We start from the raw sequence: 18,375 nt of genomic DNA, 5'->3' as shown, positions 1-18,375 counted from the left end.
TATGTGAAAGAAGGTAAAAATAGATGCAATTCAAAGGTGGAAGAACTTATACACATGAACACATAACCATTGATCTTTCAGGACCAAAACAAGATGAGGATTGCAAATTAGATGATTTTGATGAAACTGTAAAAGAGTTTAAGGAACTTAAGGAAGAAAATGTTTTTAATATTATAGACTTAACTAATAGAGGAATGGGAAGAAATGTTGATTATGTAATGAAGGTAAAAGAAAAAACGGGAATTAATATTGTTTGTTCTACTGGATATTATAAGGAACCATTCTTACCTAAGGAAGTTTATGAGTTATCTGAAAAAGAACTTTCAAAAATTATGATTGATGAAATTGTAAATGGAATAGAAAAAAGCGGAATAAAAGCTGAGGTTATTGGCGAAATTGGAACTGGGAAAGAAGCTATAAAACCTGAAGAAGAAAAGGTATTCAAAGCAGCTTCAAGAGCGCATGTTGAAACTGGAAGGGCAATTGTTACTCATACAACGCTTGGGAAACTAGGCCTTGAGCAAATTAAAATATTTAAGGCTTTTAATGTGAACTTGGATAAAGTAGTAATAAGTCATGTGGATTTAAGCGGGAATTTAGACTATATAGTAAGACTTATAGATATGGGAGTTAATGTAGCATTTGATACTATAGGAAAGATAAAATATAAACCAGACGAAATGAGAATTGATTTTATCAAAAAGCTTTGCAGCATGGGACTTTCAAGCAAAATAGTTTTATCAATGGATATAACGAGAAAATCCCATTTAAAAAACAGAGGAGGAATTGGATATAGATTTCTTCTTCAAGATTTTTTACCTAAACTCAAAAAATCTGGTGTAAGTGAGGAAAATATAAAGAATATGACAGAAAAAAATGCAATGAGAATATTTTGTTAGGAGTGATAGCATGAATACTTATCCGCTAAAATCCATGACAGTAGATGAGGCAAAAAAAGTTCAATTTAAATTAATTGACATGGTTACTAGACATTTTAAAGGAAATGAAGTCCTATCGCTAGGAGATTTGGGCGTTGTTAAGGGTCTTAATAAACCAAGAACAACACTTAAGGTAGAAGAAACAATAGCAGATTTTTTTGGAGCTGAAAAGGCTGCCTTAGTACGTGGAGCTGGTACGGGAGCCTTAAGAAGTGGGATAATGAGTATTTTTAAAAATGCAGATACTATTTTAGTTCATAAAGCACCAATATATCCAACTACTAAGGTTACTATTGAAAGTATGGGGCTTAAAACCATAGAAGCTGATTTTAATGATATGGATGATTTATCAAATGTATTAAAAAATAATGATTTAAAAGGTGTACTCATACAATACACAAGGCAGAAAATAGACGACAAATATGACATGGGAGAGTGTATTAAAACAATTAGAGCAGTTAAGCCCAATATTCCTATTATTACTGATGATAATTATGCAGTAATGAAAGTAAAAGGAATAGGAGTTCAATTGGGAGCAGATATATCAGCTTTTTCAACTTTTAAGTTACTTGGACCTGAAGGAGTGGGCTGTGTTGTCGGAAATAAGCAATATATAGATTATATAATAAGTCAAAATTACTCAGGTGGAAGCCAAGTACAGGGGCATGAAGCTATGGAAGCTTTAAGAGGAATGATATATGCTCCTGTAATGCTCGCTATTCAAGCTGAGGTTAATAATGAGCTTGCTAATAGACTTAATGGTGGAGAAATAAAAGGAATAAAACGAGCATTTCTTGCCAATGCTCAATCTAAAGTGCTTCTTGTGGAATTTGAAGAGAACATAGCAAAAGAAGTACTAAAAATTTCAGAAGAACTAGGAGGTGCTCCAAATCCTGTAGGAGCAGAGTCAAAATATGAATTTGTACCGATGATATATAGGGTTTCTGGAACTTTTAGGGCAGCAGATCCAACCCTCGAGGAAAGAATGATAAGAATAAATCCAATGAGATGTGGTGCTGATACTATTATAAGAATACTTAAGGAAGCACTTGAAAGGATTGAAGAATAGGGGTGGAATTATGTTTCTTAGAGCAACAGTTAATAAAAATCCAAATTTAATTGAAACAGCAGTACTTTTGCATAGAAAGGGAATCATAGAGCCAGATACTTATGTGCTAGATTTGGATTCAATACTTAACAATGGAAAATTAATAAGAGAAGAGGCAGATAAATACGGAATAAAAACTTATTTTATGACTAAGCAATTTGGAAGAAATTCATATATAGCTAAAGAATTTATGAAACTTGGATATGAAGGTGCTGTTACTGTTGACTTTAGAGAGGCAAAATTACTTGGTAATAGTGGAATAAAACTTGCTCATGTGGGGCATTTAGTGCAAATACCTGATAAATCTATAGAAGAAATTTTAAAATTAAGACCAGATTATATAACTGTTTATTCCATAGAGAAAGCAAAACGTATAAGTGAATTATCACTAAAATTAGGTATTAAGCAAAAAATTATGCTAAGGGTTATAGACAATGGTGATGTGCTTTATCCAGCTCAATATGGTGGCTTTTATGTCGATGAACTTAGTAAAAGTGTAAAAAAAATTTTAAATTTTAATGGTGTAGAAATCAAAGGAATAACATCTTTTCCTTGTTTTTTATACAATGAAAAAAGTGAAAAAATTGAGGAAACGCATAATATTGAAACTGTAAAAAAAGCCAAGTTTATCATTGAGAATATAGGTATAAGAATTGAAGAAATGAATATGCCATCTGCCAATTGCGCTGAAAGCATTAAGCTTGTAGAAGAAAATGGTGGAACAAGTATTGAACCTGGTCATGGTCTTACAGGAACCACACCAATGCATGCAGCTGTTAAAAATTGTGTTGAAACTCCAGCTATGGTATATGTAAGTGAAATATCACACAATCTTGGTAGAAGCAGCTTTTGCTATGGAGGCGGACATTACAGGAGATCACATATGAAAGAGGCTCTTGTTCTAGAAAATAGTCATAGTAAGTATTTGAAGGTAAAAAAACCTGATGACGAAAGTATAGACTATTATTTTGAACTTGAGGGAAATGCCGAAGTTGGAAGTACTGTGATAATGGCATATAGAACTCAAATTTTTGTAACAAGAAGTAATGTTGCAGTAGTTAAGGGAATCTCAAAAGGCAAACCAGAAGTAATTGGGATATATGATAGTCTTGGCAAAATTATAGGGAGATGATGCTTTTTGAAAAGATTTATAGTTATAGTCCTAGATAGTTTTGGAATTGGATATATGGAAGATACTGCACTAATTAGAAAGCAAGATGTTGGTGCTAATACTTTAAAGCATATTTTAAGAGAAGTACCTAATTTAAAATTAAAAAATCTTGAGAAAATTGGAATAATGAATGCATTAGGTGAGGATTACAAAGGAATGAAAAAAAAGTGAAACAGCTACTTTTGGAAAATCAGCATTAATGCATGATGGAGCAGATACTTTTCTTGGACATCAGGAGATAATGGGCACAAAACCTAAAAAGCCTCTTATGGAGCCATTTTCAAAATCCATTGAAAAGGTTAAGAATGCGCTTGAAAAAGAAGGATATAGTGTTGAATATAAAATAAAAGATAATTTAAAATTACTTTTTATAAATGGATGTACTACAGTAGGAGATAATATTGAAGCTGATTTTGGCCAAGTATATAATATTACTGCCTCACTGGATAAGATTGATTATAGCGAAGTACTTAAAATAGGAAAAATAGTTAGGGAAAATGTAAAAGTTTCAAGGGTAATTACATTTGGAGGAAGAAAAACCTCTCCTTCCAATATATTAGCTGCAATGGAGACAAAGGAAGGAAAATATTTAGGCGTAAGTGCTCCAAAATCAGGAGTTTATAATTGTGATTATCATTGTGTACATTTAGGTTATGGTATAGATGAAAATGTACAAGTACCTACTATATTAGGCAAAGCAGGTATAAAGGTTTCTCTCTTTGGAAAGGTTGCAGATATTGTATCAAATAAATACGGTAAAAGTGTGGGCTGTGTTGATACGGAAGAAGTAATGAAGCTTACATTAGAGGAACTTAGTAAAATGGAAAAGGGATTTATCTGTACAAATGTTCAAGAAACTGATTTGGCAGGACATGCACAAAATGCAGAAGGATATGCAGAAAAGCTTAGGATTGCAGATAAATATATAGGGCTAATAATTGACAAAATGACAGAAGAGGATAGACTTATTGTTATGGCAGATCACGGAAATGACCCTACTATTGGACATAGTCATCATACAAGAGAATATGTACCACTACTTATATATGGTCAAAATTTAAAACCTGGCTTTATAGGAAACAGAAAAACGCTGTCCGATGTTGGGGCTACTGTTAGTGAATTTTTTCATATAAAAAGCCCAGAAAATGGACGATCATTTCTACATTTTAATATAAAATTGAAGGGAATTAAATTCCCTTCCAATTTTATATTAAGTAATTATTTTTCATATACATGATGAAGTAATTTGTGAGCTAGTCCTTCACCTGGTTTTCCAAAGTAGCTTTCATACATTTTTACTATAGCAGGGTTTTTGTGTGATTTTCTCTTTGGAAGATTTTTATCTTGATTATATAATACAGAAGCTCTTAAAGTTCTGTAATCTACTTCTGATCTAGTTTCAGCATTTATATGAGGTTGTCCTCCACCATTTACACATCCGCCAGGGCAAGCCATAACTTCTATAAAATGATATTGCTTTTCTTCCATTTTACCGGATTTTACAAATTCAAAGAAGTTAGCAGCACCGTTTATAACAGCAACATTGTAGTTGTTTCCTGCAATTTCAACAGTTGCTTCTTTTATTCCTTCTAGGCCCCTTACTTCAGTGTACTCTACATTTTCAAGCTCTGCATTTTCAGCGAAATCTTTTGCACTTCTAAGAGCTGCTTCCATAACTCCACCTGTTGCACCAAAGATTACACCGGCTCCAGAGTATTCACCCATTGCTGGATCATGCCCGCCGTCTTCAAGAGCTGCAAATTTAATTTTTGCATCTTTAATCATTTTAGCAAGCTCTCTTGTAGTTAATACTGCATCTATCTGTCTTAAGCCGTTAACTTCCATGTCAGGTAGGTCAGCTTCGTATTTTTTATCATTACAAGGCATTATTGTAACTGTGTATACATCTTCTGGATTAATTCCAGTTATAGATGGATAATAAGTCTTAGTTGCAGTACCAAATATCTGCTGTGGAGATTTTGCAGATGACAGGTTTTTAAGCAAATTTGGGTAGTAATTTTGAGCTAATCTTACCCATGCCGGGCAACAAGATGTAAACATTGGGAAAGGACCATTATTTTTTACTCTTTGAAGAAGTTCTGTTGCTTCCTCCATAATAGTCATATCAGCACCAAAGTTTATATCAAATATTTTATCAAAGCCTAGAGTTCTTAAAGCAGTATAAAGTTTACCAGTTACGTCTTTTCCAAATCCCATGTTGAATAATTCTCCCATAGCAGTTCTAACAGCAGGGGCCATAGCTACTACTACATGCTTTTTAGGATCTTCTAATGCTGCCTTTACTTTTTCTATGTGAGATTTTTCCTTTAAGGCAGCAACAGGACATGCAATAACACATTGTCCACATAGTAAACAAGTAGAATCATCAAAGGATACATCATTTTCAGTTCCAACTACTCTTTGACCATCTTTTTTTATAAATTTGATTGATTCAGTTTGAGTGTATTTTTTACAAGCAGCAACACATCTTCCGCATAATACACATTTAGTTCTATCTAAAACGATAGCATTGCTTCTAGCTTCAACGTATGGAGTCTTGTCCTGTGGTAAAAATGGTTTTGTAGCTCTAGCTTTTGTTTTTATAACCAATTTTAAGAATTCGCAGCTTTCTCTTCTTGGACAAGGACCACATTTAAATTCATGTTTATCAAGAAGCATTGATACTCTCTTTTTTATTCTTTCATTTACTTCTTCGGTATTCGTATTTATAACCATACCATCTTTAACTTTTGCAATACAAGATGCTAAAATTTTCCCATTAACTTCTGCAAGGCACACTCCACATTTTCCAAAGTTGCCGCAATCTTTCAAGTAACATAAAGTAGGTATATCGACATTATTCTCTCTTGCTACTTCGAGTACAGTAGAACCTTCGTTAGCCTGTACTTCTTTACCGTTCAAAACTAATGTAATCATCTTTATCCTCCCAAACTTAAGTTTAAAAATCCAATTTAATTATAACATATCAAAATTATTGTTAAAATATTATCTAGCAAAATTAAAAAATATTTTTAAAACAAGTTTGGAATTATTTCTTTAGCATGTTAAATGATGAATTTGCCTTAACAAATAATTGATTATATGACTCTTTTAGTTTGTTAAAATAATAGCAAGCAAGTTTATTTGCTTCCTATTTTTTCACCCATAAAAATTTTGGTTTCATAACCAAAATTTGTTTGTTCAATTATATCACTATCTATTTTTATGACATTTTTTTCTAAAAACAAAACAACTGTAGAACCGCCAAATTTAAAGTAGCCTTTTTCGTCACCTTTTTTAAGTTCAGAATTTGGAGTATAAGTTTGAAGTATGCTCCCAACGCAAGTTGCACCAACCTCAACATATAATACATCTTTAAAGTTTTCAGAATGAAATATACTCCACTCTCTTTTATTTTCACAGAAAACCTTAGGTATTGTTTTTAAGGCAATTGGATTTACGGAGTAATATGAACCGTTTATTTTGTTACTTTTTTCGCAAACTCCATCGTCGATAAAGTGAAATCTGTGATAATCTGTCGGACAAAGTCTAAATACAAGACAAGTTCCATCAATATATTTTGAAGCTATAGCCTTATCCTTTATAAGTTCAAGTAGGCTGTAGTTTATGCCCTTAATTTGCATTATATTGTTTAAATCTATATGTTCATAGGCAAATAGTCTGCCATCAGCAGGTGAAATCAATATATTTTTTTCGTCAGAAAACGGTCTTGCATGAGATTTAAGCCTTCTTACGAAAAAATCATTGAAGGAATTAAATTCATCTTCAGTTTTTTCAGTTATAGACATATCGATATTAAGATCTTTTATAAAAGCTTTAATTTTAGGTTTACTTATTTTTTTATCGCAATACCATCCATACAACTTAGAAAAAGCTTTTTTCTTTATGAATATTTCAAGTAAACCCATTCCAAGTCTAGATGAGTAAGTCCAGTTTAGATATTTTTCCCCGGCTACTAGTTCTATTTCATATTTTTTTGATTTACGATTATAAAATTTTATCATTTTTAAACCCCCATTTAATGTAATAAATTTACTAAGAATCATTTTTATCTTAAATTATACCTAAATTCCACGTGCATTTTTTATTAGCTTAAAAGAACACTATTTCACGAAGAATTTAAACTGATACTCCCACATTGTAACATTATTTACCACCACCTGGACAAGTTCACACCAAAAAATTCCGTAGGTACGGAGGAATTTTTTCCTTGTACTGATGTGAAGGCGAAAGTAATACTGCTGAAAGAAACGATTTAAAAAAAGTTCTAATAAATCTTGGTAAAAAAATCATAAAATACTTAGATATTTCAATTTGTCTGAGCGCACAGCGAGTTATTGAAAATATCTTGGGATTTTATGATTTTTTACCTTAGATTTATAGAATTTTTTTAATGTTGCAAAGCAGTATTACTTCGCAATATTTTTAAATTTTATCTTTTCCTACCCATTTTCTTAAAACTTCTGGAACAATTATATGACCGTCTTTATCCTGCATTTGTTCAAGTATTGCAGGCATTAGTCTGCTTGTAGCAAGACCAGAACCATTTAAAGTATTTACATACTCTATTTTTTAGTTTCCTCTCTTCTAAATCTTATCATTCCTCTTCTTGCCTGATAATCACGTGCATTTGATACAGAACTTACTTCCTTGTATTCATTCATACTTGGAATCCAAACCTCAATATCATAAGTTTTTGCCATAGAAGCACTACAGTCCTTCGCTGCAAGCTTAGATAATCTATAATGAAGTCCAAGCCCCTGCATAAGCTTTTCTGCCTTATTTATAAGCTCCTCTAAGGCTGCATCAGAATGTTCTGGCTTTGTGTACTGAAACATTTCAACTTTGTTAAATTGATGTCCTCTAATCATTCCTCTTTCGGATGCTCTATAGCTTCCAGCTTCAACACGATAACATGGAGTATATGCAAAGTACTTTTTCGGAAGCTCATTTTCCTTTAAAATTTCACCACGATGAAGGTTAACTAAAGCAGTTTCAGCTGTTGGAAGAATAAACTGCATGTTATCATTTTCCCTACCTTCTCCAACCTTAAAAACTTCATCTTTAAATTTAGGAAATTGGCCAGCAGTTCTTCCGCATTCATAGTTTAAAATATGAGGAGGTAAAATAAATTCATACCCATCTTTAAGGTGCTGCTCCACAAAGTAATTTAAAAGTGACCATTCGAGTATTGCTCCATTGCCCTTATATACCCAAAAACCATTGCCTGAAAGCCTAGTTCCTCTTTCATAATCTATAAGATTGAGATTCTTTGCAATTTCAACATGATCTTTTGGTGCAAAATCAAATTGTGGTTTTTCACCATATACCCTAACAACCTTATTATTTTCTTTTCCACCTGGCAGTACATCTGGATCAGGTATATTAGGAAGGGCCTCTAAAAAATTTTGTATCTTTTCTTTTATAGGCAATAATTTTTCCTCAAGTTCTGATATTTGACTTGAAACCTCTTTCATTTCCTTAAAGCAAGCTTTATCAATCTCTCCGCCCTGCCTTTTTATTTCAGAGATTTCTTTAGATACCTTATTCTTTTTATTTTTTAAAACTTCAATTTCTCTTATAAGCTTTCTTCTATCATCATCAAATTCTATTAGCTTAGTAAAATCTACGTCGTCAATTTTTTTTAAAAGAGCATTTCTAACTTCATCAGTTTTTTCTCTTATTAGCTCTAAATCCAACATAATTAATTACCCCTTAAAATAAAATTAAAATCCATTTACTGTAACTCATGTATAAAAAGCCCACTTCTAAGTTTTGGCTCAAACCAAGTTGATTTAGGTGGCATAACATTTCCACTATCCGCAACCCTCATTAAATCCTGTACTGTTGTTGGATACATTGAAAATGCTAATTTCATATCACTATTAGCTCTCTTTTCAAGTTCCCTTATTCCTCTTATTCCACCTATAAAATCTATTCTTTCATCTTTTCTTGGATCTGATATACCAAGTATTGGCCCAATTAAATTATTTTGAAGTATTGAAACATCCAAGCTAAGTACAGGATCTTTTTCATCAAAGGTTCCCTTTTTAGCTTTAAGCCTATACCATGTTCCATCAACATACATGCCAAAAATATGCTTTTCATCTGGTTTATAGTGAACATCATTATCAAGTTTTTCAACTTGAAAGTTTTCTCTTATTTTTTCAATCAGTTCTGGAAGTTCCATACCGTTTAAATCTTTAATAACTCTGTTATAATCCATTATTGCAAGATCTTGATCTGGAAATAATACAGAAAGAAAATAATTAAATTCTTCTTCTCCCGTATAATTTGGATTTTCCTTTCTTCTCTTTAATCCCACTTTTACTGCAGATGCTGCTCTGTGATGACCATCGGCAATATAAAGTGCATTAACATCTTTAAATAAATTGGTTAGTCTATTTATAGTGTTTTGATCCTCTATTACCCAGGCAATGTGAGTTATTCCATCTTCACCTGTAAAATTGTATTCCGGTTCTTTTACCGTAATTTTATCTACTATCTCATTTATTTCTTTTTGTGATCTATAAGTTAAAAAAATAGGACCTGTATTTGCATTACAATAATCAACATGATTTATTCTATCCTTTTCCTTGCTTTCAAGAGTAAACTCATGCTTTTTTATTACTCCATTTTGATAATCATCTATAGATGTGCAGCCAACTATTCCTGTTTGTCTTCTTCCATTCATTATTTGTCTATATATATATAAGTTTTCTTTATTATCTTTGACTAATATTTTCTTTTTAATCATATCAAACAAATTATTTCTAGCTTTTTCATATACCTTAACACTGTATGGATTTACTTCCTTTTCCAAATCTATTTCAGCTCTATCTACATGTATAAATGAAAATGCACTTTTTTTTTTTCTCCAATAGCCCTTGCTTCCTCTGTATTCATTACATCATAAGGAAGTTCTGCAACGTTACCTGCCAGTTCTTTTACAGGTCTTACAGCCTTAAAAGGTTTTAGTACTGCCATAACTATTCTTCCTTTCTATTACATAATCAAACCTTAAATATGTATAAAATAGCCACCGCTGAAATCAATGCGGCAGCTTTTATAGGGGCAAATTTTTAGCTAGCTTTTTCAAAGAATTCGCTAACTATATTAACTATTTCTACTCCAATTCTTTTTTGAGCTTCTGCAGTAGAAGCTCCTATGTGTGGAGTAACAGAAACCTTTGGGTTATCTAAAAGTTCCTTATTAGGCTTAGGCTCATTTTCAAAAACATCAAGAGCTGCGCCAGCAATCTTTCCTGTATTTAATGCTTCAACTAAAGCTTCTTCATTTACAACGCCGCCTCTTGCACAGTTTATTAAATAAGCTCCATCTTTCATAGCTTTAATTTCTTCTTTTCCTATGACATATCCTTTATTTTTATCTAAAGGCACATGAAGTGAAACGAAATCTGATTTTTGAAGCAAATTCTTTAATTCAACAAACTCGTATTCATCATATCCTTCAGCTTTTCCGCATATATCTGTATAAATTACCTTCATTCCCAATGCATTTGCTCTTTTAGCTACCTCTTTTGATATTCTACCAAAGCCTATAAGTCCTAATGTTTTACCGAAAAGTTCTATTCCTTTATAAGCTTTTTTCTCCCATTTTCCTTCTCGCATTGTTACATTAGAAGTATTTATAAACCTTGATACTGCAAATATATGACCTAAAGTTAATTCTGCAACTGATATACTACTTGCTTTAGGTGTATTGCTAACATTAATTCCTTTTTCCCTTGCATATGCAACATCTATATTGTCTACTCCAACACCTGCTCTTATAACAAGCTTCAGTTTTCCGCCTTCCACAGCTGCATCAATTAATTCTTTTCTAACTTTCGTATTTGATCTTACAACTAAAATATCAAAAGTTTTTATTTTATCTAATAGTTTTTTACCTTCATAATGGTCTTCCACTACTTCATATCCAAGCTCACGTAACTTAGCTGCTGCACCTTTATCCATTCCATCGTTTGCTAGTAATCTTATCATGTTACTTCCTCCTTATTCTAATCCTAATATATCATTTATGTTGTAAATAAGCTCTTTTATATCGTCTAAAGTCATCTCTGCCATATGTGCTATTCTAAATGTTTTTTCTTTTAATTTTCCGTAGCCATTAGATATCTGGAAGCCTCTTTCTCCAAGCTTTTTATTTAAATCTGCAACACTTATACCTCTTGTATTTTTTACAGCTGTTACGGTATTTGAAAGATTGTTTTCATCTCCAAATATCTCAAAGTATTTTCTAGCCCAAGCTCTTACATATTCAGCCATTTCTATATGTCTTCTATATCTGTTTTCTAATCCTTCTTTAATCATATTATCAAGTGCATAGTCAAGAGCAAACATATGTGATAATGATGGAGTAGATGGATACTGATAATCCTTCTTCTGTATATATTCATATAATTTAAGAAGATCAAGATAATATCCTCTAAATTTAACCTTTTTAGCTCTTTCTATAGCCTTTTTAGAAAATGAGCATATTGCAAGTCCAGGAGGAAGTCCAATAGCTTTTTGAGATGATGTTATACATATGTCTACACCAAGCTTATCTACTTCTATTTTAGTTCCAGCCATAGAACTTACAGTATCAAGACACCAAACTACATCAGGATATTTTTTTATAACCTTTGATAACTCTTCAACTGGATTCATTATTCCTGTTGATGTTTCGTTATGAGTTATTGTTATTAAATCATATTTTCCAGTACCTAAAACCTCATCTACAAATTGAGGATTAAGTGCTTCTCCCCACTCAACTTCATATAAATCAGCAGGTACATTGTTGTTTAAAGCCATTTCGTACCATCTTTTTCCAAAAGATCCAATTGAAAATACAGCAGCTCTTTTAGCTGTACATGATCTAATAGCACCTTCCATAAGTCCACTACCCGAACTTGTAGATAATAAAATTTCTTCATTGGTATGGAAAACTAATCTTAACTTATCACTAATCCCTCTTTGAAGTGCTGAAGCTTCTTTGCTTCTATGTCCTATCATAGGTGTTGCCATTTTTTCGAGTACATCTTCTCTTACCTCTACTGGTCCTGGTATAAATAGTTTCTTATGCATTGTAAACTTTCCTCCTTAAATTCTTATAAACTCATTTTAAATATTTATATTTTATGTATTATTTTTCTGAAATTTTGCTGCATAAGCCTTTAAATAACATGTATAAAAAAACATATCATCTTTAAATCAAAATATTCATAATATTCTTAAAATTAAACTTGTAATAACCCGTACATTCATATTGTTCTTCAAACAACTTTGTTTTAAAAAGCCTTTTAAGAAAATATGTTGCTTATAGTAACATTTTTCAACAAATAAAAAAGGTCCTTCATCCCCAAATTAGGGACGAAAGACTCCGCGTTACCACCCTAGTTAATCACAAAACAAGTGATCCAACTTAATTAAAATATAACGGTAATCACACCGTATTGCTCATCGCAATCCCTCCGAGGCGGATTCACAACTTAGCAGCTATCAGTTTACACCAACCACTGATTCTCTAAAAACCACTAAATGTTACTATTCTCTTCAACGGTTTAATATCTAAATGTTAATTTAATTATATATTCATTATAATTTTCTGTCAATACCTTTTTTGAAATTTTTATATACTCTTTGTTGCAATTATATCCACACCAGTATTCAAAATGTTTTTGCATATCAGATTTCCCTCACTTATAGGAGCACTAACATAAATTCTACCAAGTGCCTTAGAACATTCTATAAATAACCTTTTTTCTATTGGTTCAGTGCTTTTTACTGAAACGACTTTTACTTTTGATCCTCTTACTCTCACTAATGTTGTAAGTATCTCTTTATTCTTAATATTTTCATCTTTCATATATTATCACCTATATCTCTTTAAATTGTTTTATTCTACTCATTATAATATTTGATCCGGCTGATTTCTCAAGTATTTCAGTTATATCCTTATTAGTTTCATTAGCTAAAATAGATATTATTTTACTCATGCAATAACTTCCATAGCAATCTCCATTCATAGCTCCTGTCCTCTTTCTAATACCATCAATAGTTCTTGCTCCTAATGGCCTTCTTATAGAATCTATTATTTCCCCTTCTGTAACCTTATTGCATAAACACACCATTTTACCATACTTAGGATTTAAGCTTATTAACCTATTTCTTTCTTCATTTGTCATATCTCTAAACCTATATACCTCCCTTCTCTTCTCATAAAAATCCTTTTTAGGCTTGGACGGAATGTTTTCTATAACCATCTTACGTATAGTATTAGCAATAAATTGAGACATAGTTACAATACCATAATTCTTACCGTCTATCTTAATATATCCCTTACTAACCTTACTGTCATCAATCATTATCCTATCATTAAAAAACTGTGTACTATAAGAATTATTTATATAATCACAATTAATTCCGGGTAACTTATTTTTTAACTTTTCAAATGCATCTTCATAACTTATTTCATCCTTTGTTATAACATATGCTATTGTATCACCATTGAAATTAGGATAGATAAAAATATCTTCATCATTTTCACCTAAAACGACAAAAATATCCTTAATTTTAAATTTTTTGTTTATTAAAAAGCACTTCATATTATTATTTTTACTTATATTTTCCTTAACTTTATTTCCTAACTTATAATCATCATCTGGAATTGTATTAATAACAAATTTACATGTAAATTTATTCTTTGTAGTTGTTACCTTAAATCCTTTAGATACCTTTTTTATTTCAATAACCTTTTCCCCTAATCTAAAATTTACACCATTATCAAACGCTATTTCCCCATATGCTATTGCTAAATCATACGGAGATACAACTCCCCAATTCTTAGATATTATTGCTTTATTAAACTCAACATTAACTTTAGCTTGTAATCCAAATTTTAAATTGTGATTGCTGATTTTTTGTATTCCTTTAATTCCCCTTCTGATAGATCTAGTGTACATTTTTTCTATGAGATTATTATTACCAATAAAATCTTCTTCAAAAATAATGGACTTAAGTTTCTTAAAAGGTACATTAAAGGATTTTGTTATATCCTTCATGTTTTTGTTTCCGTAATATTCCATGTAGTAGTTTAAATCATTATTAATTTCCATTCCATCAAATGTTAATGAAGCATTTAACTCTGAAACATCATTTCCTATATCTAATTCTTTTTCAATAATTGAAACGTTAAGACTATATTTCGATAGCTCATATGCTATTGAACATCCAACAATTCCTCCTCCAAGAATAAGCACATCATAATCCAATTCGTCTACCCCCCAGTTATACAATAAATTCCTTATATTTTAAAACTAACAGAAAGCTTTAAATTTTATTTACTAAGATCTTGTAAGTAATTCATAAAATTAAGAATATTGTTACAACATTCTTACTTCTAATAGTGTATATAGATCAAGTCTCCTCTGCTTACAGTATTATAAACTTTTTTTGCATCATCTACAGATATTCTTATACACCCATGCGATGCTGCTTTTCCCAAATCATCTTTTGCCTTTTTTTCTTCTTCATATTCAATTTTACCATTTTTTTTAGTTTCATCAATTGAAACAGAGTGAATTAAATAATTTCCTAAGAACTTAACAGCATACTTTACGTTCTCATTATATTTTTTACTTGTAAGATTTTCAAACTTATCTTTGACCGTAAAAAAGCCTAGAGGTGTTTCTGTATCATTATTACCTTTAATTCCGCTTGAACACTTTATGGGATTATTGTTTATAAGAATATTGTCTTTATACATGTTCAAAGTTTGGCTGGTTAAGTTTATATCAACTATAAGCCTTGCCCTTTTAAAAAACATTCCATTTAAATCTTGATTATTCTCTTTTACCCATCCATTTATTAAATTGCCTTTAGAATCAATATGGTTACTTTCACAATACAGATATCCATCCTTTTCTTTATCACAAATAAGTTCATCATCTTTATTCAAAAGAGTTATATCTGAGGAAGCATTATCTATATTGCTAAACATTTTAACTCCATCTTTAGCAACATAGTATGTTTTTTTAAAACACGTTTCCGAAGAAAACACAGCAATATCATCTTTCTTGTTATCTTTATTTGAAGTTTCAGCCTTAGCATTTTTTTCACTTAAAGTACTAACATTACTTCCAGGTATATAGCTATCACCCTTAGTATCAAAACATGTAAAAAATACAGGAGATATTATTATAAGACATGCAATAACGGCACTAGCAAAACATCTCACTAAAAATTTAATAAAAAACTTTTTACTCATAACTAAACCTCCTAAATACATATTTAATATTCTTTACACTTTAAAAATTTTTAAACACATATTTAGGTAAAAAAGACTGCTGTAAGCTTATTTCAGCTTGCAGCAGCCTTTTTTTTATTTATTTAATTCCTCTATAGTTTTTCCTAATTCCTTTATATACTCTCCATACTTTGACCAATCGCCATCTTTCTGAGCATCAATAGCATTATTATATAATTCTTGTGCAGCCTTTAGTTTTTCTTTATCTATATTGTTTTCTGCTTTAGTATTATTATTTTTACCTTGAGTTTGATTTTCAGAATTATCATTTTGATTATCTGCATAGTTAAAGATCTGCTAGTGCCTTATCAACATTTTCAGCCATAACAACTTTACTGCCATAGGCTACTATAACTCTTTTTACCTCTGGAATACTATTCTTTCCCTGAGCCCTTATATAAACAGGAACTATATATATAAGTGACTTATTAATTGGAATAACAGAAGTATCTCCAAATTGAACCTTAGACCCTTGAGTGTTCCACAAGGAAATTTCCTTCGAAATAGCCGGATCTTGCCTAAATTTTTGATTAAATAAGTATGGACTATCTATTGTTTTATCCGTAGGAAGCTTGTATAAAATCATCTTTCCATAGTTACTTTCATCCATTCTTGCTCCCAAAAGCGCTACCATATTATTTTTACTTCTCATATTAAAATACTGCATGAGTACCATTTCTTCTTTATTTTCATTTGGAAGCCTCATAACCATATAAGATGAATCACTTACACTTTTTTCGCCCTCAACATCATTCATATTTTTAGATACATCCCATAAATCTTCACCATTATAGAATATCCCTGTATCCGTAACATGGTATTTTTCAAGTACACTACTTTGAATCCTAAATAAGTCTTCTGGATATTTAAAATGTTTTCTTATATCTGTTGGAACTTCACTTGAACTTTTAAATAATCCAGGAAAAATTTTAGAATAACTATTAGCTATAGGATCATTATTATCTATAATATAAAAATTTGTAGTTCCATCTACCGCATCTACAACGACTTTTATAGAATTTCTTATATAATTTACATTATCAACTGGTTGAGAATAAGGGTATCTATCCGAAGTTGTATAGGCATCAATAATCCAGTATATCTTTCCTCCGCTTATAACAGCATATGGATCTTTATCATAGGTTAAAAAAGGGGCTATTTTTTTCACTCTTTCAGTTATGTTTCTATTTATTAATATTTTACTATTAGAATTTATGTTCCCCGAAAGAAGAAAATTTACATCATGTTTGTTTATTGCAAATAAGCACCTATTTATTAAAGTTGCCTTTATTCCACCTTTTCCATCGTAATTATTTGTTTTATTTACTGAACCATTTGGATAATCAAATTCTCCAAGTGTATTATTTCCTATAGCATAGTCATTTGTTTCCTCTCCAAAATATATTCTTGGATCAGTAAATTTAATCTTTGTGCTATTTACAGGTGGTATATCCTTCATAACAAAATCCGGCTGTCCTGAATCTGTTATAGAATTAACCTTACTTATAACAGTTCCATATCCGTGAGTATAAACAAGATGTCTATTCTGCCATGTATCAGCATTCCCTTGAAGACTCTTGGTATCAATTTCTCTTGGTGCTATAAAAACTTGATTATACTTACCATTTATATTGTATCTATCCACATCAATATCATTAAAATCATAATAATACCTTATAACTTGGACCTGATTATAAAACTCAAGTGATGGATCATAAGAATTTACCTTTATGTTATCTATTGTTGGTCTATTATCTTTTATATCATTCACAGTTAAATCCTCATTTGCAGGGAATTCTTTTTCCTCAACTTTATCAACATTAAAGGCTTTTCTAGTATAATCTATATTATATCTTATATAAGGAGCTTCTTTAGTTTTTTCATTAGAGTTAACTAATAGTCTTTGAACTATTGGTGAAGTAACCCCTTCTGCTATAACAAGAATTATAATTATGCAAATAGATATAATTATAGGCCTAACCTTTGATTTAATTACACTCAAAAATATGACAATACCAGCTATTATAGAAAACGTAATTATAATACCATAAAAAATTAGTGAAACATGCATATCTGTATAGCCTGCTCCATAAACTACACCCCTAGGAGAATAAACAAGATTCCAAGCTCTTATTAAATAACCAAATGAAAGTAAAAAAATTATAAGTGATGATAATGTTGCAAGAAGCTTTCCTGCAAATCTAACTAAGCCTTTTCCAAAACTTCTTACACTAAAAACATTAATTGCTCTGTTTCTTATATTGGCATAATCTCTTATGTTGAATAAAATATAAATTATCAAAGTTAAAACGAAAAGAAATGCTAAAAGAAACATTATAATTCCGTATAAAGATTCTATCAATGGAAGTTTAAAAACATAAAAAGATACGTCTATACCAAATATAGGATCTTTCGTATTAAAAGCGGATGATTTCATAAATTGAAGTATTTTATACCAATAAGCATCTGCAAAAGAATATGAGAATAAAAGTGATAGTACTAAATCTGCAATAAAAAATATCCTTTTTTGAAGCTTCTCTTTCTTAACATCTACTTCAATTGCTTTATTCCATTTAATAATACTTTTTCTAATACTCTTGTAATATAACCATATCATTAAATATATGATTGCAAATAATGGTATCATAAGAATTAATACTGCTACAATCTTAGTAAAATATACTGACAAATATCCAACTTCATTAAACCACTCAATATTAATTATAAAACTTGTAAGCCTGCCAAAAAAAGCAATAACAATAAATATTAATGCTAATATTATCGCACGCCTTATACCTTTTTTCAAATAAAATCACTCCTCAAAGTTA

At 30.7% G+C, this 18,375-nt stretch carries 12 protein-coding genes, 3 pseudogenes and 1 other annotated feature; of the genes and pseudogenes, 5 read left to right on the top strand and 10 right to left on the bottom strand.

Annotated elements, in window-relative coordinates:
• Positions 1–23 precede the first annotated feature (23 nt).
• The 5 genes from AGR56_RS16215 to AGR56_RS16200 are packed head-to-tail and all read left to right on the top strand — an operon-like array spanning position 24 to position 4,454.
• Complete coding sequence (locus AGR56_RS16215) at positions 24–899, top strand: hydrolase (RefSeq protein WP_053243085.1); 876 nt, start codon at positions 24–26, stop codon at positions 897–899.
• A 10-nt stretch (positions 900–909) separates the two neighbouring features.
• Entirely contained in the window at positions 910–2,007 is a 1,098-nt protein-coding gene (locus AGR56_RS16210) for an aminotransferase class I/II-fold pyridoxal phosphate-dependent enzyme (protein ID WP_053243084.1), read from the top strand.
• Positions 2,008–2,017: 10 nt separating this feature from the next.
• Entirely contained in the window at positions 2,018–3,178 is a 1,161-nt protein-coding gene (locus tag AGR56_RS16205) for a YhfX family PLP-dependent enzyme (RefSeq protein ID WP_053243361.1), read from the top strand.
• 6 nt (positions 3,179–3,184) lie between these two features.
• On the top strand, positions 3,185–3,388 hold the full coding sequence (locus AGR56_RS22245) for a hypothetical protein (protein ID WP_242851504.1): 204 nt from the start codon (positions 3,185–3,187) through the stop codon (positions 3,386–3,388).
• Between the two features lie 28 nt (positions 3,389–3,416).
• The gene (locus AGR56_RS16200) at positions 3,417–4,454 is read left to right on the top strand and encodes a phosphopentomutase (RefSeq protein WP_242851503.1); all 1,038 of its coding nucleotides are present in this window, start codon (positions 3,417–3,419) and stop codon (positions 4,452–4,454) included.
• On the opposite strand, the gene AGR56_RS16195 is transcribed toward AGR56_RS16200, so the two are convergent.
• From AGR56_RS16195 to AGR56_RS16150, 10 genes and pseudogenes are all read right to left on the bottom strand, one after another.
• Positions 4,436–6,154 (bottom strand): ferredoxin hydrogenase, encoded by a 1,719-nt coding sequence (locus AGR56_RS16195; protein ID WP_053243083.1) that lies wholly within the window; start codon positions 6,152–6,154, stop codon positions 4,436–4,438. The genes AGR56_RS16200 and AGR56_RS16195 overlap by 19 nt on opposite strands.
• Before the next feature lie 203 nt (positions 6,155–6,357).
• Entirely contained in the window at positions 6,358–7,242 is an 885-nt protein-coding gene (locus AGR56_RS16190; protein ID WP_053243082.1) for a phosphatidylserine decarboxylase, read from the bottom strand.
• 421 nt (positions 7,243–7,663) lie between these two features.
• A pseudogene (gene serS / locus AGR56_RS16185) lies at positions 7,664–8,940 on the bottom strand (serine--tRNA ligase).
• Positions 8,941–8,975: 35 nt separating this feature from the next.
• Positions 8,976–10,225, bottom strand: a pseudogene (locus AGR56_RS16180) (DUF1015 family protein).
• Positions 10,226–10,320: 95 nt separating this feature from the next.
• Positions 10,321–11,241: a D-2-hydroxyacid dehydrogenase gene (locus tag AGR56_RS16175; RefSeq protein ID WP_053243081.1), complete on the bottom strand. Its 921-nt coding sequence runs from the start codon at positions 11,239–11,241 to the stop codon at positions 10,321–10,323.
• Positions 11,242–11,253: 12 nt separating this feature from the next.
• On the bottom strand, positions 11,254–12,327 hold the full coding sequence (locus AGR56_RS16170) for an alanine--glyoxylate aminotransferase family protein (RefSeq protein WP_053243080.1): 1,074 nt from the start codon (positions 12,325–12,327) through the stop codon (positions 11,254–11,256).
• Between the two features lie 278 nt (positions 12,328–12,605).
• Positions 12,606–12,808, bottom strand: a binding site (T-box leader).
• Between the two features lie 63 nt (positions 12,809–12,871).
• Positions 12,872–13,108 carry a DUF1667 domain-containing protein gene (locus AGR56_RS16165; protein WP_053243079.1) on the bottom strand — a complete coding sequence of 79 codons (237 nt, stop codon included), beginning with the start codon at positions 13,106–13,108 and terminating at the stop codon, positions 12,872–12,874.
• A gap of 10 nt (positions 13,109–13,118) precedes the next feature.
• Complete coding sequence (locus AGR56_RS16160) at positions 13,119–14,513, bottom strand: FAD-dependent oxidoreductase (protein WP_053243078.1); 1,395 nt, start codon at positions 14,511–14,513, stop codon at positions 13,119–13,121.
• Between the two features lie 128 nt (positions 14,514–14,641).
• Positions 14,642–15,508, bottom strand: coding sequence for a L,D-transpeptidase (locus tag AGR56_RS22240; protein ID WP_242851502.1), 867 nt, complete (start codon positions 15,506–15,508; stop codon positions 14,642–14,644).
• A gap of 114 nt (positions 15,509–15,622) precedes the next feature.
• Positions 15,623–18,353: pseudogene (locus AGR56_RS16150) on the bottom strand (UPF0182 family protein).
• Positions 18,354–18,375 lie beyond the last annotated feature (22 nt).

The organism is Clostridium sp. DMHC 10 (assembly GCF_001270375.1).
GTDB lineage: Bacteria > Bacillota > Clostridia > Clostridiales > Clostridiaceae > Clostridium_S > Clostridium_S guangxiense.
This window is presented reverse-complemented; position numbering and strand designations above follow the sequence as displayed.